At 72.8% G+C, this 21,656-nt stretch carries 13 protein-coding genes; 8 read left to right on the forward strand and 5 right to left on the reverse strand.

The features are described 5' to 3' along the window. Positions 1-172: 172 nt before the first annotated feature. Positions 173-1,324, reverse strand: a complete 1,152-nt coding sequence (locus tag AC069T_RS15115; protein ID WP_478783167.1) for a L,D-transpeptidase — start codon at positions 1,322-1,324, stop codon at positions 173-175. A gap of 453 nt (positions 1,325-1,777) precedes the next feature. Between AC069T_RS15115 and AC069T_RS15120 the strand changes: the two genes are divergently transcribed. Further along, on the forward strand, positions 1,778-4,021 hold the full coding sequence (locus AC069T_RS15120) for a glycoside hydrolase family 9 protein (protein WP_478783168.1): 2,244 nt from the start codon (positions 1,778-1,780) through the stop codon (positions 4,019-4,021). On the opposite strand, the gene AC069T_RS15125 is transcribed toward AC069T_RS15120, so the two are convergent. Together AC069T_RS15125 and AC069T_RS15130 are read right to left on the reverse strand one after the other, a co-directional pair. Next, on the reverse strand, positions 4,018-4,530 hold the full coding sequence (locus tag AC069T_RS15125; RefSeq protein ID WP_478783169.1) for a metallophosphoesterase family protein: 513 nt from the start codon (positions 4,528-4,530) through the stop codon (positions 4,018-4,020). The genes AC069T_RS15120 and AC069T_RS15125 overlap by 4 nt on opposite strands. Before the next feature lie 34 nt (positions 4,531-4,564). Beyond that, a complete protein-coding gene (locus tag AC069T_RS15130; protein ID WP_478783170.1) occupies positions 4,565-7,006 on the reverse strand; it encodes a SpoIIE family protein phosphatase in 2,442 nt (813 codons plus the stop codon). Between the two features lie 266 nt (positions 7,007-7,272). Here AC069T_RS15130 and AC069T_RS15135 point away from each other — a divergent pair, with 266 nt between their 5' ends. Further along, the gene (locus AC069T_RS15135; RefSeq protein WP_478783171.1) at positions 7,273-9,411 is read left to right on the forward strand and encodes a SpoIIE family protein phosphatase; all 2,139 of its coding nucleotides are present in this window, start codon (positions 7,273-7,275) and stop codon (positions 9,409-9,411) included. Between the two features lie 282 nt (positions 9,412-9,693). On the opposite strand, the gene AC069T_RS15140 is transcribed toward AC069T_RS15135, so the two are convergent. Then, on the reverse strand, positions 9,694-11,034 hold the full coding sequence (locus AC069T_RS15140) for a S1 family peptidase (protein WP_478783172.1): 1,341 nt from the start codon (positions 11,032-11,034) through the stop codon (positions 9,694-9,696). A gap of 123 nt (positions 11,035-11,157) precedes the next feature. Here AC069T_RS15140 and AC069T_RS15145 point away from each other — a divergent pair, with 123 nt between their 5' ends. The 6 genes from AC069T_RS15145 to AC069T_RS15170 all read left to right on the forward strand — a co-directional run bounded on the left by AC069T_RS15145 (position 11,158) and on the right by AC069T_RS15170 (position 19,926). After that, the gene (locus AC069T_RS15145; protein ID WP_478783173.1) at positions 11,158-11,571 is read left to right on the forward strand and encodes a PaaI family thioesterase; all 414 of its coding nucleotides are present in this window, start codon (positions 11,158-11,160) and stop codon (positions 11,569-11,571) included. 456 nt (positions 11,572-12,027) lie between these two features. Continuing rightward, positions 12,028-12,243, forward strand: a complete 216-nt coding sequence (locus AC069T_RS15150; RefSeq protein WP_121407520.1) for a type A2 lantipeptide — start codon at positions 12,028-12,030, stop codon at positions 12,241-12,243. 90 nt (positions 12,244-12,333) lie between these two features. Further along, positions 12,334-13,143 (forward strand): hypothetical protein, encoded by an 810-nt coding sequence (locus AC069T_RS15155; protein ID WP_478783174.1) that lies wholly within the window; start codon positions 12,334-12,336, stop codon positions 13,141-13,143. Continuing rightward, positions 13,140-15,377, forward strand: a complete 2,238-nt coding sequence (locus tag AC069T_RS15160; RefSeq protein WP_478783175.1) for an NHLP family bacteriocin export ABC transporter peptidase/permease/ATPase subunit — start codon at positions 13,140-13,142, stop codon at positions 15,375-15,377. Before AC069T_RS15155 ends, AC069T_RS15160 begins: the two co-directional genes overlap by 4 nt. Position 15,378: 1 nt before the next feature. Then, positions 15,379-18,192, forward strand: coding sequence for an NHLP bacteriocin export ABC transporter permease/ATPase subunit (locus AC069T_RS15165; RefSeq protein WP_478783176.1), 2,814 nt, complete (start codon positions 15,379-15,381; stop codon positions 18,190-18,192). Between the two features lie 231 nt (positions 18,193-18,423). Further along, positions 18,424-19,926, forward strand: a complete 1,503-nt coding sequence (locus tag AC069T_RS15170; RefSeq protein WP_478783311.1) for a DHA2 family efflux MFS transporter permease subunit — start codon at positions 18,424-18,426, stop codon at positions 19,924-19,926. Positions 19,927-19,966: 40 nt separating this feature from the next. On the opposite strand, the gene AC069T_RS15175 is transcribed toward AC069T_RS15170, so the two are convergent. Then, positions 19,967-21,547, reverse strand: coding sequence for a phosphatase PAP2 family protein (locus AC069T_RS15175; protein WP_478783177.1), 1,581 nt, complete (start codon positions 21,545-21,547; stop codon positions 19,967-19,969). Positions 21,548-21,656: the final 109 nt, after the last annotated feature.

Below are 21,656 nucleotides of genomic sequence, written 5' to 3' on the forward strand. Positions count from 1 at the left end.
AAGAAAGAGAGGGGGAGAAAAAGGGGGGGGGGAGGGGGAAACACAACGAAGAAAAAGAAAAAAACAAAAAAAAAAAAAACACCCCCACACCGCCCCCCCCCCCCCCCCCCCGCGCCGGCGTCGGCGCACCCCCTCGGAGGGGCCGTCGCGCCCCTCCCATTACACGCGGGTGTCACCGCAGGGCGCTGCCCGCCCGCCATCGGGCCCAGTCCACGTTCCAGTCCCCGTAGCCGTTGTTGAGGGGCACGGTGTCCTTGGAGTTGAGGACGGTGACCGGGTCGCCGTAGTCGACGTGCTCGAAGAACCACTTGGCGTCCTGCGTGCTGAGGCCGATGCAGCCGTGACTTCCGTTGACCCGGCCGAACTTGCCCTCGTTCCACGGCGCGGCGTGCGCGTAGGTGCCTGAAATGGTCAGCTGTACGTCCCACTTGACCTTGCCGAGGTCGTACGCCTCGCGGCCGAATATGCCCACGGTGGACGAGTCCATCCGGAGGGAGGGGACCTTGCTCAGCACCACCATCGTGCCGTCCCAGGTCTCGAAGCCCTTCTTGCCGGTGGAGACGGGCAGGGTCCGCAGCTTCCTGCCGTTCTCGGTGACCGTGAGCCTCTTCTTCGCCACGTCGACGGTGCTGACGACGGACTTCCCGACGGTGAAGCCGATCTTCCGGGTCTGGGTGCCGTAGAGCCCTCCCCCGGCGCCGACTCCGTCGAGGTTCATGCGCAGGGTGACCTCGGTGCCCGGCTTCCAGTAGGCGCGGGGGCGGTAGTCGATCCGGTCCTTGCCGTTGCGGTCCTTCATCCAGCTCCACGCGCCGTCCACGGCGGGGGACGAGGTGACGCGCAGGCGCCGCTCGACGGCGGCCTTGTCGCGGATCGGCTTGTTGAAGACGATCGACACCGGCAGTGCGGTGCCGACGGTCGCGCCCCGCTCGACGTTGTACTCACCGACGAACGTCCGCGCCTTCGGGGGCTCGGCGGTGGTGAAACTGCGGCGTTCGGTGATCTTCCTGCCGTCGGACGCCGTCGCCCTGGCCTCCACCGTGTAGGTCACCCCGGGGGCCAGCCGGGCGGCGGAGGTCCAGGCGTCCCTGTCCTTGGAGTACGCGCCGTCCAGCGCGCCCGGGCCGGGGGCGGTCACCTTCACGGACGTGAGCTTCCCGCTGCCCGCGCGCACGGTCACCTTCCTGCCGACCGGCACGGACGAGGCGTCGGCCGCGGGAGCGATCCGTATCCTGTCCGCGCCCGCCCGCGGTCGGCCGTCGTCGCCGGACGAGCCGTTGCAGGCCGCGAGGGCCATGGACCCCGTGGCGGCCAACGCGACCACGCACGCGGCCTTCCGTCGTCCCGGAGACCTTCCGGCGGGCCTTCGCTGTGCGGGTGCTCGGTCCATGACCACCTCCATCGGCGGTACCGGCGGGGCGGGCACGCGGCCGGCCCGCCGCCGTACGGTTCGGTTTCGGTTCGCCCACCGCCTACCCCTCGCGCGGCCGTTCACAGCTGCGGTCCCCGCCCAAGCCGCCCGCCGCCGAAGAACGTCCGGAACGGGCACGGCGGGTCCACCCGTGACGGGGGGACTCACGTCACCCTCGGCGGGGAACTCGCGTCACCCGTCTTGTCCATCCCTCCCCCGCGCCCCTACAGTCCCTCGCAGCGGCAATTGGGAGCGCTCCCACGCCACTTGAGCCCGATCCGGGCGTCCGCAGGCCCGGCCCGGGCCGGGAGGTCCGGCCGCGGGCGTCGGCATTCCGCACCTCCCCCACCCCCAAGGAGCCCGGACGTGAAACGACGCAGAACGACCCTGCTCGCCGTCGCGGCACTCGTCGCGGCGGCGCTCGTCACCGTGCCCGCAGGACCGGCCGGAGCCGACGAGGTCGAGCAGGTCAGGAACGGCACCTTCGACACCTCGAGCGCTCCGTGGTGGACCTCGAGCAACGTCACGGCCGCGCTGTCCGAGGGACAGTTGTGCGCCGACGTGCCCGGCGGCACCACCAACCGCTGGGACGCCGCGATCGGCCAGAACGACATCACCCTCGTGAAGGGCGAGACGTACCGCTTCGCATTCACTGCGTCAGGAGCGCCCCAGGGGCATGTCCTGCGGGCCGTCGTGGGGCTGTCGGTGTCGCCGTACGACACCTACTTCGAGGCCAGTCCGGCGGTGAGCGTCTCGGGCGACGAGTACACGTACACGTTCACCTCACCGGTCGACACCACCCAGGGCCAGGTGGCCTTCCAGCTCGGCGGCAGCACGGACCCCTGGCACTTCTGCATGGACGACGTGTCACTGCTGGGCGGTGTCCCGCCGGAGGTCTACGAGCCCGACACCGGACCGCGCGTGCGGGTCAACCAGGTCGCCTACCTGCCCGGCGGGCCGAAGAACGCGACGCTGGTCACCGACTCCACCGAACCGCTGCCCTGGCAGCTGAAGAACGCCGACGGCAAAGCCGTGGCCCGGGGCCGGACGGTGCCGCGCGGCACCGACGCGTCCTCCGGCCAGAACGTCCAGACGATCGACTTCGGCGCCTACCGCGGACGGGGCGAGGGCTTCACCCTCGTCGCCGACGGGGAGACCAGCCGCCCCTTCGACATCGGCGCGGGCGCCTACGAGAGCCTGCGGGTCGACGCGCTGAAGTACTACTACACCCAGCGCAGCGGCATCGCGATCGCCGACTCGCTGCGCCCCGGCTACGCGCGCCCCGCCGGGCACGTCGACGTCGCGCCGAACCGGGGTGACGGCCGGGTGCCGTGCCAGCCCGGCCTCTGCGACTACACGCTCGACGTCACCGGCGGCTGGTACGACGCGGGCGACCACGGCAAGTACGTGATCAACGGCGGCATCGCCACCTGGGAGCTGCTCAGCACGTACGAGCGCGCGGTCCTGGCCCGCACCGGCAGCCCCGGCAGGCTCCGGGACGGCACGCTGGACATCCCGGAGAGCGGCAACAAGGTGCCCGACATCCTCGACGAGGCGCGCTGGGAGCTGGAGTTCCTGCTCAGGATGCAGGTCCCCGCGGGTGAACCGCTCGCGGGCATGGCACACAGCAAGATCCACGACGAGCAGTGGACCGGCCTGCCGCTGCTGCCGAGCCAGGACCCGCAGAAGCGCGAACTGCACCGGCCCACCACGCAGGCCACCCTCAATCTCGCCGCGACGGCCGCGCAGGCGGCCCGCCTGTACCGGCCCTACGACCGCGCCTTCGCGGCCGAGGCGCTCAAGGCCGCCAGGACCGCCTGGTCGGCCGCGCTGGCCCATCCCGAGACGTACCCGTCCGAGGCGGACGGGACGGGCGGCGGCGCCTACTACGACGCCGACGCGCGCGACGAGTTCTACTGGGCCGCCGCCGAGCTGTATCTCACCACCGGTGACAAGGAGTTCGCCGACCACGTCCTCGGCTCGCCGCTCCACACGGCCGACGTCTTCGGCGACCTCGGCTTCGACTGGTCCAGGACGGCGGTACCCGCCCGGATCGACCTCGCGACCGTCCCGAGCAGGCTGCCGGGCCGCGACAGGGTCAGGCGGTCGGTGACGAAAGCCGCCGACGCCTACCTGGCCACGCTCGACGCCCACCCGTACGGCATGCCGTACGCCCCGGACGGCAACAAGTACGACTGGGGGTCCAGCAGTCAGGTGCTGAACAACGCGGTCGTCATCGCCACGGCGTACGACATCACCGGAAGGAACAGGTACCGCGACGGCGCGGTGCAGAGCATGGACTACATCCTCGGCCGCAACGCGCTGAACCAGTCGTATGTGACCGGATACGGCGAGGTCGCCGCGCTCAACCAGCACAGCCGCTGGTACGCGCACGAACTCGACCCGAACCTGCCGAATCCGCCCAGGGGCACGCTGGCCGGGGGTCCCAACTCCAGCCTCCAGGACCCGTACGCGCAGGAGAAGCTCAAGGGCTGCGTGGGCCAGTTCTGCTACATCGACGACATCCAGTCCTGGTCGACGAACGAGACCGCGGTGAACTGGAACGCGGCGCTCGCCTGGATGGCGTCCTTCGTGGCGGACCAGGGCTAGGCAGTCGCTCCCCGGGGCGGCAACCGGTGCAGGCGGACGTCCGTCAGGGTGCCGCCGGCCACCTGCGCGGTCATGTACGTGCAGTGGGGCCGGCGGCGCCGGTCGGTCGGGGAGCCCGGGTTGAGCAGGCGCAGCCCGGTCTCCGCCGTCGTGTCCCAGGGGATGTGGCTGTGGCCGAAGACGAGGACGTCCAGGTCGGGGAAGCGGTCGGCGCAGCGGCGCTCGCGTCCCTGGGCGGCACCGGTCTCGTGGACGACACCGAGGCGCAGTCCGTCCAGTTCGGCGCGGGCGACCTCCGGGAGACGGGCGCGCAGGTCCGGGCCGTCGTTGTTGCCGTACACGCCGATCAGTGCCCTCGACCGGGACTCCAGCAGGTCGAGGGTGGCGGTGTCGACCCAGTCGCCCGCGTGGATCACGACGTCGGCGCGCGGGAGCTCGGCCAGCAGCGGGGCGGGCAGCTCCTTGGCACGCTTGGGCAGGTGGGTGTCGGACATCAGCAGCAGGCGCACCCGGCCAGGGTGTCATCCCGTGCCCGGCGGTGCCTCATTCCAGGACGATCTCGCTCCACACCTGCTTGCCGCCGCTCGCCGGCACGGTTCCCCAGGACGCCGACATGGCCTCGACGAGGAGCATGCCGCGGCCTCCGGTGGCCTCCCAGCCGATGCTGGTCGGCTTGACGGGGGTGCGCGGCGAGGTGTCGGCGACGGTGATCCGCAGCCGGTTGTTGATGAGCGTGAGGTCGAGCCGTACCTGGCCGTCGGTGTGCACGAGGGCGTTGGTGACCAGTTCGGAGACGACGAGGAGGACGGCGTCCGCGTCGGCGTCGACGCGCCACGCACGCAGGGCGCGCCGGGTGAAGCGGCGGGCGTGGCGGACGGCCTCGGGAACCCGCCAGACCGTCCAGCTCTCCCGCAGCGGGCGCAGTGACATGCCGTCGTAGCGCGTCAGGAGCAGGGCCACGTCGTCGCTGCGATTGGCGTCCGTGAGCAGCGTGTCGGCGACGAGTCCGAGATGGGCGGGGTCGCAGTCGGCGAGTTGTGCGGCCAGGCGGGCGAGGCCGTCCTCGATGTCGAGCTCCGCCGACTCGACCAGGCCGTCCGTGGTCAGGGCCACCACGGTGCCGGGGGTCAGACGCAGTGGGCTCATCGGGAAGTCGGCCTGTCTGACGACGCCGAGCGGCGGGCCGCCCTCGGACTCGGCGATCTCGGTCCTGCCGTCGGGGTGGCGCAGCACCGGCGGCAGATGCCCGGCGCGGACGAACCAGGCGGAGCCCTCCTCCATGTCGACGTCGACGTAGCAGCAGGTGGCGAAGAGGTCGGTCTCCATGTCCACGAGGAGACGGTTGGCGAGCGAGACGACGACGTCCGGGGGGTGTCCCTCGACGGCGTACGCGCGCAGGGCGGTGCGCATCTGGCCCATCAGGGTGGCGGCTCCCGCGTTGTGTCCCTGGACGTCGCCGATGACGAGGGCGACGTGATTGTCGGGCAGCGGGATCACGTCGTACCAGTCGCCGCCCACTTCCAGGCCCGCCGTGGTGGGCAGGTAGCGGGCGATGGCGACCGCGCCCGGCAGGCGGGGCAGTCTGCGGGGCAGCAGGGTGCGCTGGAGCATGCCGACGAGTTCGTGTTCGGCGTCGAACGCGTGGGCGCGCATCAGGGCCTGCCCGGTGAGGCCGGCCGCGGCGGTGAGCAGGGCGCGCTCGTCGGGACCGAACTCGTGTGGGTCGTCCCAGCCGATCAGGCAGACGCCGCCCATGCGTCCGCCGGCGGCCAGCGGCAGGACGGCGAGGCCGCCGGGTCCGACGTCGGAGAGCGCGGGTTCCAGGGCGGTTGTGGCGGGCCAGATCGCCGCGCGTCCCTCGGTCAGGGCCGCCGCGAGGGTGGGCATGGCGCGTACGGGCGCGTCCGGCCATTCGGACCGCCACTCGGTGCGCCACAGTTCGGGCCAGGCGTCCGGCTCGGGCGGATCCAGGACGGTGACGACGAGGCGGTCCCCCTCCAGTTCGGCGAGGGCGATCCGGTCGGCCTGGAGGGGCTTGCGCAGGGCGGTGACCACGGCGTGGCTGACGTCGCGGACCGTGCCCGCGGTGGCGAGCGCGGCGGCGAGGCGCTGGACGCGGGCCACGTCGTTGACCCCGGGGCGCAGCTTCGAGGCGTCGGCGACCGTGCCCACCAGGCGTGCCGCATGGCCGTCGCCGCCGGGCAGGAGCCGTCCGCGCAGCCGCAGCCATCTGGGGACGCCGGAGGGCTGCAGGATGCGGAACTCCAGCTCGCGGTCGCCGATGGACATGTGGTCGGCCTCCACGACCGACATCAGCGACGGAAGGTCCTCGGGCACGGTCAGGGCGAGGAGGGTCTCGACGTTGCCGTCGAAGTCGTCGCGGCCGATGCCGAACAGTTCCAGCATCTCGTCGTCGATCTCGACCCGTCCGCTGTCCATGGCGAGGCTGAAGGAGCTGGCGGGCAGCTCGTCCCTTTCGCCCGCGGGGACGGGTGCCGGGGAGGTGGCGGCGTCGGCGACCAGGGTGAGGCACTCGCGGTCCTCGGTGCCGAAGCCGTGCTCGTGCTCGCTGACGGCGACCAGGCAGCCGCCGTCGCGCAGGGGCAGGACGGCCAGGAAGAACTCCTGGGACGGGAGCCGCCGGGCGTCGGCGCAGTGCGTGAGGTCCTCGGGTGTCAGCCAGCGGGGCCGTCCGGAGCGGTGCGCGTCCGCGGCGGGCGCGGTCCCGGCGAGGGGATAGCTGTCGCGCAGGCCGTACAGCGTCCTGGGTACCCCGGCGGCCTCGATCAGGCACAGCTCGTCGCCGCCCTCGCCCGGTGCGTACACGGCGGCCAGGGTGACACCTGCGAAGACGAGCGCCTGTTCGAGGATGCGGCGCAGCCGTTCGTGGGGGTCGAGGTCCGCGGTGAGCGTCTTGAGGGCAAGTTCGGCACGCGACGATCGCGTTCTGCGTCCCGCAGCGCCCTCACTGACCACGTCCGTCATTACAGCGCTTCCGGGAGGCACGCGCAGCCCCTGCGACGGTTCCGGAGCCGCCGGACAGGTGGCTCGGGTCCCGTCCCGAGGACGCCCGGACGCGACGTCACGGCCGGGTCACCATGCGTTCCCGCGGGGGGCGTCGACGCCCGGTTCCGTGTCCCCCACCGGCCCGCGCCCCCTGCCCAGCGGGTCGGCGCGGGCACCTCGCCGTGCGCGATGCGCCCGCGCGCGAGAGCCTTGACCCCTGGGACCCGTCGCGGCCATGCGAGGAGGTGGTCGGCGTGTCCGACTGGCAGGCTTCCGGTCAGACGCCGCCCGCCCCCCGGGCGCCGGTGGGCCGACCGCTGCTCTCGCTCACGCTCGCCACGATCCTCGACGACGTACAGGCCCATTCGGGTGCGGTGTACCTGCTGGCGCCCGACGAGCCGGTCCTGGAGATGGCGGTGATGGCCGGACTGCCCCGGGCTTTCGCCGCGCCGTGGGAGCGGGTGGGGCTCAACGCGCCGATCCCGGTCGCCGAGGCACTGCGGCGACGGGAGCTGATCTGGGTCAGCGGCGAGGAGGAGATGGCGCGCCGCTATCCGCGCATCGCCGTGGTCCTGCCCTATCCCTTCGCCCTGGCGGCGGTCCCGGTGGCGACCGAGTCCACCGCCTACGGCGCGATGTTCGTGACCTGGCCGGGCGCGCACCCGGAGCTGTCGGGGCGGGAGCGGTCCCATCTCGTCGCGGCAGGCGACCGGCTCGCGCTGCGCCTGGAGCGCGCGGTGCGGAAGAACCGGCCCCCGTCCGCGGAACCCGACCTGCCGGCGCCGGCGGGCGAGCTGACCGGCAGCCTCGGCACGGTGGAGGCGGCCCGCATGGTGGAACGGCTCCCGTACGGGCTGTGCGCGCTGGACCTGCACGGGCGGGTCAGCTTCGCGAACCGGACGACGGGAGACCTGCTGGGCGTTCCGGTCGGCGACCTGCTGGGCACCCAGCCGTGGACGTCCGTGCCCTGGCTCAACGACCCCGTCTACGAGGACCGCTACCGCGCCGCCCTGATGAGCCAGCAGGTGACGTCGTTCGTGGCGCTGCGCCCGCCAGGTGACTGGCTGTCGTTCCGCCTCTATCCGAACACCGACGGGCTGAGCGTCCGCATCGCCCGGGCCCGCGCGGTGTCCGAGATGAACCGGAACCCGCCCCGGCGCACGGACACCAGCCCGCGGCTGGTCACCATCTCCCACATCCTGAGCCTGGCCAGCGCGCTCACCGAGGCGGTGAGTGTGCAGGACGTGGTCCAGCTGGTCGCGGAGGAGATCGCGCCCGCCGTCGGCAGCAAGGCGCTGGTCGTCCTCGGGACCCACGGCGGGCGCCTGCACGTGCTCGGCCATCACGGATACCCGGACCCGGGTGTGGTGGGGCGCTTCGACGGTCTGCCGCTCACCGCGCACACTCCCGGCACCCGGGCGCTGGCCAGCGGGGTGCCCGCGTTCTTCGAGTCGCGCGGGCAGCTGGAGCACATCTACCCCGAGCGGAACGCCACGCCGGACGGCATGGCCGCGTGGGCGTACCTGCCGCTCGTCGCCTCCGGACGCCCGGTCGGCACCTGTGTGCTCGCCTACGCGGAGCCCCGCGCCTTCCCGGCCGACGAACGTGCCGTGCTGACCAGCCTGGGCGGACTCGTCGCGCAGGCCCTGGAGCGGGCCCTCCTCTACGACGCCAAGCACCAGCTGGCGCACGGCCTCCAGGCCGCGCTGCTGCCGCACTCGCTGCCCGCCCTGCCCGGGATCGAGGCGGCGGCGCGCTATCTGCCGGCCAGCCTGGGCATGGACATCGGGGGCGACTTCTACGACCTGGTGCCGACCGGCGGGCAGGCCGTGGCGGTGATCGGGGACGTGCAGGGCCACAACGTGACGGCGGCCGGCCTGATGGGGCAGATCCGTACCGCCGTACGGGCGTACACGGCCGTCGGCCAGCCGCCGGGGGAGGTCATGCGGAGCACGAACCGGCTGCTGATCGACCTCGGCACCGAGCTGTTCGCCAGCTGCCTCTACCTGCGTCTGGACCCGGTCGGCGGGCGGGTCGTGATGGCGCGGGCGGGGCACGTCCCGCCGTTGCTCCGCGCGCCGGACGGGCGGGTGGAGATCCTGGACGTGGCCGGCGGCCCGCTGCTCGGGATCGACGCGTCCGCCGCGTATCCGACGACGGAGGTGGCCCTCGCCCCCGGTTCGGTGCTCGCGCTGTGCACCGACGGGCTCATCGAGTCCCCCGGAGTGGACCTCGATGACGCCCTGGCCGAGCTCGGCGAGCGGCTCGCCGAAGCCGGGGACCAGCCGCTGGAGGCGTTGGCCGACTCCCTGGTCCGGCAGACCGAGACGGCGCCGGAACGGCCGGACGACGTCGCGTTGCTGCTGCTGCGGGCCGGTGGCTGACGGGGCGCGCGTCGGCCGGTGCGGCCGGCCCCGCGTTTCCCGGAGCGGCGCGGGGGCGGGTCGCCCTCGCCCGGCCGCCGGAGTCACCCGGGCCGCCCGCGCCCGGCCGCCGGGTGACCCGGGCCGGGCGCAGAGCGGTCCGGCCCTCCCGCCGGAGAGCCGGACCGTTCCACCGCCCGGGCGAACCGCTTGAGCGTCCGGTGCGGCGGGCTTCTGTCATCCCGGGACGGTGACCGAAGGCGTTCTCCTCACCCGCGGGTCACCGGCCGGTGTGCGACGAGGTCAGTGACCCGTTCCGGTCAGCCCGGAGCCGTCGTCCACCCCGCCGTCCGCCGGAGCCGACGGGTCGGCGGTCTCACCGGCGCCGCCGGCCTGCTCGTCCTCGGCACCGCCCGGCGCCGCGGTCTCACCGGCGCCGCCCGGCGCTTCCTCACCCGCGCCCGCCTGGCCCTCCTCACCCGCGCCCGCCTGGCCTTCCTCGCCCGCCTGGTCGCCCGCACCCGCACCCGCGTCCCCGGCGCCGAGTGTCGCGCCGACCGCTTCCAGCGCGGTGGTCACCGGCTGGAAGAACGTCTCGCCGCCGCTGGTGCAGTCGCCGCTGCCGCCCGAGGTCAGGCCGATCGCGCCGCCCTCCTGGGTGAACAGGGAGCCGCCGCTGTCACCCGGTTCGGCGCAGACGTCGGTCTGGATGAGACCGGTGACCGTGCCCTCCGGGTAGTTCACGGTGGCGTCGAGGCCGGTGACACTGCCGTCCTTGAGGCCCGTCGTGCTGCCCATCCGGAAGACCTGCTGGCCCACGGCCGCCTCGGCGGCCTGGGTGATCTCCACCGTCTGGCCGTTGCCGACGTCGACGGTGCTGGCGGCCTGGGTGTCGGGGTCGTCGTACTTGACGAGGGCGAAGTCGCCCGCGCCGGGGAAGGTGGCCTGGTCGACGGTGGCGATCGGGGCGCCGTCCTGCGCGTCCGACCACTCGGCGGCCGCGACCCCGCAGTGACCCGCCGTCAGGAACGCCGGACTGCCGTCGCCCGCGGTGACGTTGAAGCCCAGGGAACAGCGGGCCCCGCCGCCGAAGATGGCGTCGCCGCCCTCCACGAACGTCTTGAAGGTGCCGGCGGACTTCTTGACGGTCGCCACGTCGGAGCCGAGCGACTTGACCGTCGACGTGAGCCGGTTCCACCTGGCGCCGGTGACGGTGCGGTCGGCGGTGACCCGGATCTCGTTGGTCCTGGGGTCGACCGACCAGGCGGTGCCGGGGATCGTCGCGTCCGTGCGCAGCGTTCTGGCGGCGGCCTTCAGTTCGGCGGTGCTGTTGTCCACCTCGTTGGGGACGGCGCCTGCCTTGCGGATCTCGTTGACGACGTCACTGTCGTCGCCGACGACGTTGATGATGATCTGCTGCTTGTCGGCGTCGTAGTAGGAGCCCGCGAAGGCCTCGCCGAGCCGGGAGGCGAGCTGTGAGGCCACGTCCGGCGCCTCGGCCGACTTGAACGTCCGGGGCGCGGCATCGGTGGTGTCCGTCTGGGACGCCATGGCGTTGGGCAGCACGAGTGCCGCCGCTCCGAGCGCCACTACGCTTCCTGCCGCGATCGCGGCCTTGCGCTTGGGTATGCGTTTGTGACTCAACTCTCGACCTCCTGTGGGGGACGGGGTCCGTGCCGCCGTCCGGCAGCTGAATGGGGGGCGCCTGGATGGCAGTTGATACGGACGAGCCGACTGGGGCGTTCAACGCGGGGGGACAATCCCCGCATGACGCTGACACTCGCCGAAGCCGACCGGATCCTCGCCGACCACTTCGCCCCGTGGGTGCTCGACCTGGGGCTGTCCGTCCAGGAGTTGGGGGCCGACCGGGCCGTGCTGCGGCTTCCGTGGTCGTCCCGGCTGGCCCGTGCGGGCGGCTCCCTGTCCGGTCAGGTCCTCATGGCCGCCGCAGACACGGCGACGGTGATCGCGGTGTCGGCGGCGCGCGGCGGCTTCGTCCCGATGACGACCGTGCAGCAGTCCACGAGTTTCCAACGGGCCGTCACGGACGCGAACGTGTCGGTGGAGGCGGTCCTCACCAAGCTCGGCCGCCGGACTGCCTTCGCCGACATCACCATGACCACCGAGGGCTCGCGCGACATCGCGGCGCGGGCGAGCACGGTGTACGCGCTCCTGGGCTGACTCGGTACGGTCCGCGACCGCCCGGTGACACTCCGTCCGTGATCCGGAGCTGCATCGCGGCTTCGGCGAATCTGCACATCGGCTGCGCAACGAGGCCACCGCGCACGGCGGATCTGCACATGCGTCCGCGGTGCGCCCCGCCGCGAGGTCCGGACTGTCCCATTCCGCTCCCGCGCGGCACGAGGTGGCGTGAACCGATGCCGCGCAGCATGTGAAGAAGTCGCCGCCGAGGCATGCCGACTCCTGCACGATTTCGGCGCCGGGGCACGCAAGTGCCCTGGTGGGAGCAGGGATTGATTGGAGGACCGCGGCGCCCCCGTGCTTTGATCCGTTGCACCGCGGTTCGCAGACGTTCCCGGAAACGGGTCCTGCGAGGCCGCGGGTCGCGGCCGGCCATCTGTCCCCAGAGGGGGCCGCTCCCCCCTTATGAATACCCATACGAAGGGAAGTTCCATCATGAACTCCACCCCCCAGGTTGCGACCGTCGAGATCTCCGACGCCGAGCTCGACAACGTCGCGGGCGGCCTGTCCGTCCAGGCCGTCGGCACCGTCACGGACCTCGTGGACTCGGTCGCCCCGGTCTCCGGCCTCGTGGGCACCGTCGTCGGCACCGTCGAGGGCGTGACCGGCCTGAACACCGCCCCGGTCACCGGCCTGGTCGCCGGTCTCTGATCGCACCCCGCGCCGTCGAGTCCCGGAACCACTCCCCGGTTCCGGGACTCTCGGATGCCGTGAATCTCTCGAACAGGTGAGGGAAGACCCGTGCAGTTCCGCCAGCAGGCCCTCGCCAAGCTGCAGTCGCCGGAGGAACTCGACCTGCCGGTGCGTTTCGCCCGCCCCCAGGGCTGGCTCGTGCTGTCCGTGACGCTGGTCGTCATGGCGGCCGCGTCGGTGTGGGCCGTGACGGGCACCGTGGCGTCCACGATCAGCGCGCCGGCCGTCCTCACCCACGGCGAGGGCAGTTACGTCCTGCAGAGCCCGGTCGCGGGCCAGGTCACCGCGGTCCTCGCCGAGGAGGGCCGCCGGCTCCCGGCGAACGCCCCCGTCCTCCAGGTCCGTACGGCGCAGGGCGAGAAGACCGTCGTCCGCACGGTCGCCGCGGGCCGTGTCACCGCGCTCGCCGCCACCGTCGGGGCGATCATCACGACCGGCGCGAACGTCGCCGCCGTCGAGAAGGTCGCCCGGCCCGACGACCCGCTGTACGCGACGGTGTACGTCCCGGCGGAGAACGCCACGGGCATCCCGCTGAACGCGCCGGTGGACCTGACCGTGCAGACGGTGCCGACCCAGCGGTACGGCGTACTGCGCGGCCATGTGAAGGCGGTCGACCGTACCGCCAGGAGCCGGCAGCAGATCACCGCCTACCTCGGTGACAGCCAGCTCGGCGAGCAGTTCACCAGGAAGGGCAGGCCGGTGGCCGTCCTGGTGCGCCTCGACCGGTCGTCCGGCACGAAGAGCGGCTACCGGTGGTCGTCCGCCGACGGGCCGCCGTACGCGCTGGACTCCATGACCCTGGCCACCGGTTCGATCCGCCTGGCCGATCAACGCCCGATCGATTGGCTCCTGCCGTGACCGCTCCCCAGGACACCCTGCCGCCCCCCGTCCGGGGCAGACGCCGCGCCCCCGCACCCCGGCGCGCCCCGGCCAAGGGCGGGCAGAAGACCGTCCGCACGCCCACCGTGCTCCAGATGGAGGCCGTGGAGTGCGGCGCCGCGTCCCTCGCCATGGTGCTGGGCCACTACGGGCGGCACATCCCGCTGGAGGAGCTGCGCATCGCCTGCGGGGTCTCCCGGGACGGTTCGCGGGCCAGCAACCTGCTGAAGGCGGCCCGTAGTTACGGTCTGACGGCCAAGGGCATGCAGATGGACACGGCCGCGCTGGCCGAGGTGAGCGCGCCCGCGATCCTGTTCTGGGAGTTCAACCACTACGTCGTCTACGACGGGACGGGCCGCCGCCTCGGCCGGCGGGGCGTGCACATCAACGACCCCGGCAAGGGCCGCCGTTTCGTCCCGATGGAGGACTTCGACACCAGCTTCACCGGCGTCGTCCTGGTCATGGAGCCGGGCCCCGACTTCCACCGGGGCGGCCGCAGGCCGGGAATCCTGGGCGCGATGCCGGCCCGGCTGCGCGGGACGTCCGGCACCATGCCCGCGGCGGTGCTGTCGAGTCTGCTGCTGGTGGCGGTCGGCGCGGCGGTGCCCGCGCTCAGCCGGCAGTACATCGACATGTTCCTGATCGGCGGTCAGACGTCGCTGCTGGGCGTGCTGTTCACGTCGATGGGCGTCTGCGTGCTGCTCACGGTGGTGCTCACCTGGCTCCAGCAGGCCAACCTGCTGCGCGGCCGCCTCATCTCCTCCACGCTGAGCAGTGCCCGCTTCCTGCGGCACCTGCTGCGCCTGCCGGTGACCTTCTTCTCCCAGCGCAGCCCCGCCGACCTGGTCCAGCGGCTCCAGTCGAACGACGCGGTGGCGGAGACGCTGGCCCGTGACCTCGCTGCGGCCGGGGTGGACACGGTCGTGGTGGTGCTGTACGCCGTCCTGCTCTACACGTACGACCCACAGCTGACGGCCGTGGGTATCGGCGTCGCCCTGCTGAACGTGGTGGCGATGCGGGTGGTGATCCGGCTGCGGGCGACCCGGACCGCGAAGCTGCGCGCGGACAGCGCCCGGCTGACCAACACCGCCTACAGCGGCCTACAGTTGATCGAGACGATGAAGGCGACCGGCGGCGAGGACGGCTACTTCCGCAAGTGGGCGGGGCAGCACGCCACCACGCTCGAGGAGCAGCAGCGCCTCGGTGTGCCGAGCGCCTGGCTGGGGATCGTCGCGCCCACCCTGGCGACGCTGAACAGCGGGCTGATCCTGTGGATCGGCGGACTGCGCGCCGTCGAGGGGCACATCTCGGTGGGGCTCCTCGTCGCCTTCCAGGCGCTCGTGACCCGCTTCACCGCGCCGATCACCCGGCTCAACGGGGTCGCGGGCCGGATCCAGGACTTCGCCGCCGACGTGGCACGCCTCAAGGACGTGGAGAACTTCCAGGCCGACCCGCTGTACGCCAGGACCGGCACGGGCGAGTCCGCCCGGCGGCTGCACGGCCATGTCGAGCTGGAGAACGTCACGTTCGGCTACAGCCCGCTCGACAAACCGCTGCTCACCGGCTTCTCGCTGACGGTGGGCCCCGGCCGGCAGGTCGCGCTGGTCGGCGGGTCGGGCAGCGGCAAGTCGACGGTGTCCCGCCTGATTTCGGGCCTGTACGCCCCGTGGGAGGGGACGATCCGCATCGACGGCCGACGCCTGGAGGACATCCCGCGCGGCGCGCTCGCCGCGTCCGTCTCCTTCGTCGACCAGGACGTCTTCCTGTTCGAGGGGTCCGTCCGCGACAACGTGGCGCTGTGGGACCCCTCGATCCCGGACGAGGCGGTGACCGCGGCGCTCGAGGACGCGGCCCTGTACGACGTGATCATGCGCAGGCCGGGCGGGATCCACAGCCGGGTCGAGCAGGACGGGCGGAACTTCTCGGGCGGCCAGCGACAACGGCTGGAGATCGCGCGGGCGTTGGTGCGCAGGCCCAGCATCCTGGTGCTCGACGAGGTGACCAGCGCGCTGGACGCGGAGACCGAGCAGGTCGTGATGGACAACCTCCGCAGGCGCGGCTGTGCCTGTGTGGTGATCGCGCACCGGCTGAGCACGGTGCGCGACAGTGACGAGATCGTGGTGCTCCAGCACGGCACCGTCGTGGAACGCGGGCGTCACGACGCCCTGGTGGCGGCCGGTGGCCCCTACGCCGAGCTGGTCGGGGAGCGGTGAGATGACGACGGTGCACGACGGCGACCTCGTCCTCGGGGCGCTCGGCGGCATGGGCACTCCCCTCGACTGCACGGGCCTGAACCGTCTGGACCTGGAGGGCCCGCAGGTGCTGTGGCTCATCGCGGCGGGCGCCATGGACCTGTTCGCGGTCGACGCCGCCGAGCAGGGCCACTGGCATCACCTCGGCCGGCTCGAAGCGGGCTCGCTGCTGCTCGGCCCCGTCACCGGGCCCCAGCACACGCTGGTCGGCAGGCCGCTGCGGGGCTGTGCGGTGCGCCGGATCGCACTGCGCGAGCTGTACCAGCAGGCGCCCGCGGAGAGCTGGTCGTACGACGCGTACGGGAACCCGCAGTACGTGCCGCCGACGTCGAGTCCGCTGGAGTACGCCCTCGCCCTCGGTGTCGGCCGCAGTCTCTCCATCCTGTTCCAGGCGCCGATGGCCACGACGAACGCCGCGGCGCTCACCGACGACGACGTCTTCTGGATGCAGGTGCCGCCCGGGAGCGTGCAGTACGGCTCGCTGTACGGCGCCGAGGCGGCGGCCGACCTGCTGATGGACCCCGCCGTCTGGCAGGGCATGGTCGATCAGCAGTACCGCCTGCTCGCCACCCTCGACCGGTGGATCGAACAGCTGGAGGAGCACCACGAGCACCGGACGGCGGCGGGCATCGAGGCGGGCGAGGCCGTCCGCGCCCGGGCCGACCGCACCCTGCTGGCGTCGATCGGCAGGTCGGCGAAGCGGCCGACCGCCGCGGACGCGGACGCCACGTACGCGGCGTGCGAGCTGGTCGCCGGGGCCGCCGGGATCACCCTGGCGCAGCCGGCGCAGAGCGGAGCCGAGAGCGAACGGCTCGACCCGGTCGAGCGCATCGCCCTGGCCTCCCGGGTGCGGGCCCGGGCCGTACGGCTCGACGGCCGCTGGTGGCACGACGACATCGGCCCGCTGGTGGGGCACCGTGCCGTGTCGGGGGCGCCGGTGGCGCTGCTGTGGCGACGCGGCGGCTATGTGGCGGTGCAGCCGTCCTCGGGCCGGCAGACGCCCGTGGAGAAGGCCAACGCGGCGGAGTTCGAACCGCGGGCGGTCATGTTCTACCGGCCGCTGCCCGAGCGCCGGCTGAGCCCACTGCGCCTGATGCGGTTCTGCCTCCGGGGCACGGGCGGTGATCTGCGGAACCTGGCGATCAGCGGTCTGGTGACGGTGGCGATCGGGGCGCTGGTGCCGATCGCCACCGGCAAGGTGCTCGGCGAGTACGTGCCGAAGGCCCAGCAGGGTCTCATCGTGCAGGTCTGCCTGGCCGTCATGGTCACCAGCGTCGTGTCGGCGGCCTTCATGCTGCTGCAGAACCTGACCCTCCTGCGGATGGAGGGGCGCATCGAGGCGACGCTTCAACCGGCTGTGTGGGACCGGCTGTTGAGGCTTCCGACGAAGTTCTTCGCCGCCCGCTCGACCGGTGAACTCGCGAGTGCCGCCATGGGTATCAGCGCGATCCGCCGGCTGCTGGCGGGCGTGGGCCCGACGGTCGCGCAGGCGGGCACGGTCGGTGCGATGAATCTCGGGCTGCTGCTCTGGTACAGCGTCCCGATGGCGCTGGCCGCGATCGGGATGCTCGTGGTGATCGCGGCCGTGTTCCTGGGGCTCGGTCTGTGGCAGGTGCGCTGGCAGCGCCGCCTGGTCGTGCTGAGCAACAAGCTGAACAACCAGGCCTTCCAGACCCTGCGGGGGCTGCCGAAGCTGCGGGTCGCCGCGGCCGAGAACTACGCGTACGCGGCGTGGGCGGGCGAGTTCGCGCGCAGCCGTGAACTGCAGCAGAAGGTCGGCCGCATCAAGAACCTCACGACGGTGCTGGGCGCGGTGTACCTCCCGCTGTGCTCCCTGCTGATGTTCATGCTGCTGGCGGGTCCCGCCCGCGGGTCGCTCTCGGCCGCGGAGTTCCTCACCTTCAACACCTCGGTGACGATGGTTCTCACCTCGGTCACCCAGCTGACCAGCGCCTTCGTGTCGGCGGCCGCAGTGCTGCCGATGTTCGAGGAGATCAGGCCGGTGCTGGACGCGGCCCCCGAGGTGCGCGCGGCGAGCACCCGTCCGGGTGTGCTGTCCGGCGGTGTCGAGGCGCGCGGGCTCTCCTTCCGTTACTCGGACGACGGCCCGCTGGTCCTCGACGACGTGTCGTTCGACGTCCGGCCGGGCGAGTTCGTGGCGATCGTCGGGCCGAGCGGCTGCGGCAAGTCGACCCTGCTGCGGCTACTGATCGGCTTCGACAAGCCGGTCTCGGGGAGTGTCCTCTACGACGGCCAGGATCTGGCGGCCCTCGACCAGTCCGCCGTACGGCGTCAGTGCGGTGTCGTGCTCCAGCACGCCCAGCCGTTCACCGGGTCGATCCTGGACTGCATCTGCGGCACCGAGCCGTACACGCCGGAGGAGGCGATGGCGGCGGCGCGGATGGCCGGTCTCGCCGAGGACATCGAGCGGATGCCGATGGGGCTGCACACCATCGTGTCGGGCAGCGGCGCGATCTCGGGCGGGCAGCGGCAGCGCCTGATGATCGCCCAGGCGCTGATCCGCCGGCCGCGGATCCTCTTCTTCGACGAGGCGACCAGCGCCCTGGACAACGAGACGCAGCGCACGGTCATCGAGAGCACCAGGGCGCTCAGCGCCACGCGGGTGGTGATCGCGCACCGGCTGTCGACCGTGCTGGACGCGGACCGCGTCATCGTGATGGAGGAGGGCCGCGTCGCCCAGCAGGGCCCGCCGGCCGAGCTGCTCGCGGACACGGGCGGACGCCTGCACGAACTGGTGCGACGCCAGATGCGGTGAGCGGCGTCGATCCGCTCGGAGGCCGGGTCCCCGAGGGGTCCCGGCCTTCGCATGTCCGCGCCACCCAGGTGCGCTCCCTCCCGGGGGTGATCCCTCCCGGGGGTGATCCGGAGTGAGGGGCGCCGCACTAGCGAAACTTTGCCGTTTCGATCCGCCTGGTCTACGCTCGACGTGTACGAAACCGTTTCGTTTACGTGTCCGTCACGCGGCGCAACCTCCCTGGAGCGTTCTCTGATGTCCCCGACCCTGACCGAAAGCACCCCCACGGGTGCGCAGGACGCGCCCGCGGCGCACCCGGCGAAGCGGTGGTGGATCCTCGCGATCGTCGGTATCGCCCAGCTGATGGTGGTCCTCGACGCCACCATCGTGAACATCGCCCTGCCCTCCGCCCAGGCGGACCTCGGCTTCTCCGACGGCAACCGGCAGTGGATCGTCACGGCCTACTCCCTGGCCTTCGCGTCCCTGCTGCTGCTCGGCGGCCGGATGGCCGACCTCTTCGGGCGCAAGCCCGCCTTCCTCATCGGCGTGGCCGGCTTCGCCGCGGCCTCCGTGCTCGGCGGCGCCTCGACCAGCTTCGGCATGCTCGTCATGGCGCGCGCCCTCCAGGGCGTCTTCGGCGCGCTGCTCGCCCCCGCCGCCCTGTCGCTGCTGAACACGAACTTCACCGAGGCGAAGGACCGCGCCAAGGCCTTCAGCGTGTACGGCGCGATCGCGGGCGCCGGCGGCGCGGTCGGCCTGCTGCTCGGCGGTGTCCTGACCGACGCCCTCGACTGGCGCTGGACCCTGTACGTCAACGTCGTCTTCGCGATCGTCGCCTTCGCCGGCGGCTGGGTGCTGCTGAGCAATCACCGGGACGCCGCGAACTCCAAGCTGGACCTGCCCGGCACGCTGCTGGTCTCCTCCGGGCTGTTCGCCCTGGTCTACGGCTTCTCCAACGCCGAGACGCACGACTGGGACTCCCCCGCCACCTGGGGCTTCCTCGTCGCGGGCGCGATCCTGCTGAGCGCGTTCGCCTGGTGGCAGACCCGGGCCGAGCACCCGCTGCTGCCGCTGCGGGTCCTGCTGGACCGCAATCGTGCCGCGTCCTTCGTCGCCGTGCTCATCACCGGCGCCGGCATGTTCGGTGTCTTCCTCTTCCTCACCTACTACCTGCAGCTGAACCTCGGCTTCAGCCCGACCAGGACCGGTGTGGCCTTCCTGCCCATGGTCGGGGCCATGATGATCATGGCCCAGCTCGCCACCACCGTCCTGGTGCCGCGCATCGGACCGAAGACCGTCATCCCGGCGGGCTTCGCGATCGCCGCGACCGGCATGGCGTGGCTGACCGGCATCGGCGTCGCCTCGGACTTCTCGACCGCCGTGCTGCCGCAGCTGATCCTCATCGGCGCGGGCCTCGGCATCGTCATGCCGCCCGCCATGGCGCTGGCCACCAGCGGAGTGGCGGCCGAGGACGCGGGCGTCGCCTCCGCCACCGTCAACACCATGCAGCAGGTGGGCGGTTCGATCGGTACGGCGCTGCTGAACACCCTGGCCGCGAGCGCCGCGACCAGCTACCTGTCCGGCAGGAACCCGACCGACAAGCTCGTCCGGGCCCAGTCGACGATCGAGAGCTACACCACCGCCTTCTGGTGGTCGGCCGTCCTGTTCGTGGCGGGCACGGTGATCGCCTTCCTGCTCTACCGCCGCGGGACGCAGGAGCCGGACCCGGACGCCGCACCGGTCGTCCACATGTGATCGCCGCCGGACCGGGCCGCCGGACCGCAGCACCGGTCACTCACCGAGCAGAGGGGCCGCCGTCCGCAGGGAGACGGCGGCCCTTCGCCCGTGCCCGGTGCCGGGCGGCCGCGGCCGCGATGCGGGCCTGCTGGGCCAGCTCGTTCTGCGGCAGCGCCGGCCGGTAGACGACGAGGGCACCCGGCTGTTTCGACAGCCGCAACTCCTCGGGGGCGGGCGCGACTTCACCGTCGTAGGCGAGCGGTCCCGCGCCCCGCAGACCCGACAGTCCGACACTCGGCAGGGCCTCGGCGCTGTACACGCGGGAGCGGCCCAGCGCCCCGGCGAGCGCGGAGACGACCACGCGGGTGCGGGCGAGGCGGTGGCCGCCGTCGACCATGCGCAGGTCGAGCAGTCCGTCGTCCAGCCGCGGCCGGAAGGTGGGGGCGAACCCGTCGGGCAGATACCGGCCGTTGCCCGCGAAGAGCAGCCACAGGCGCCGCGTGCGCCCGTTGACGCGCACCTCGACCGGCGTGGACGTGCGCAGAACGCGCGCCAGGGCGAGGGCCGCCGCCGGCCACTTGCCCCACCGTCTCTCCAAGCGCTCCCGGATCCGCACGAGTTCCGGGTAGAGGCCGATGCTGAAGGTGTTCAGGAACCGCACCTCCTCCCCCGCCGCCGCGGCCGCCACCCCGATGTCCACCGCCACCGCCTCCCCCCGCGCGACCGCGACCGCGGTGTCCTCGAACTCCGGTACGCCCACGTCCAGTGCGAAGTGGTTGAGGGTGCCGCCCGGGAACACCGCGAGGGCGAGACCGTGCCGGGCGGCCGCCCGGGCCGCCGCGTTGACGCTGCCGTCGCCGCCGCACACGCCCAGCGCGCCGCCCGACCGCAGGGCCCGGTCCACCGCCGTGCCGAGCAGCTCCGTGAAGTCGTCGTCCGGGCCGCACTCGACCAGTTCGGCCCGGGGCAGCAGTCCCCGCAGGTGCGCCGCGGCAGGCAGGGGTACGGGGGACGCGCCCGTACCCGCGCCGCTGTTGACGAAGACCACCAGTCCCTCGCCGTCGGGCAGCGCGGGCGCGTCGGCCGCGGGCCGTTCCCGCTCCGGGGCGACGGCGCGCGGGGGCCACCAGTGGCAGGTCAGGGCGGCGGCCCCGGCTCCGATCGCGACGCCGGCCAGCACGTCGCCGGGGTAGTGCACGCCGACGTAGACCCGCGAGAAGGCGACCGCCGCCGCCAGGGGCGCGACCAGGACGCCGTACCGGGTGGACTCCAGGGCGACTCCGGTGGCGAAGGCGGCGGCCGAGGCGGAGTGCCCCGAAGGGAAGGAGGTGGTGTGCGGCTGACGCCTCAGGTGCCGGACCGGCGGCACGTGGTCGAGGAGCGGGCGGGGACGCCGGGCACCCCGCTTGACGACCGTGTTGACGGTGAGCGAGGCGAGGGCGAGCGAGCCGGCACCGCGCAGCGCGGCGCGGCGGGCCGTGCGGCCGCCCAGCACGGTGAGCGCGGCGGCGGCTCCCAGCCAGAGCCGGCCGTGATCGGCGGAGCGGCTGAGCCGCCGCACCGCCGGGTCGGCGCCGGGCAGCCGCGCGCCGGCGACCCGTGTGAACAGCAGCTGGTCCCACTCACCCAGAACACCCATGCTCCAGCAGTACGGGATCCCGGCCGGCGCGGCATCCGGGGCGACTCGGACCGGTGGCGGCGCTGCTCCGGGCGGCGCACACCGCGGCGTGCTCCCGGTGGGCGTGCTT

Source organism: Streptomyces sp. NPDC043867 (genome assembly GCF_056435845.1).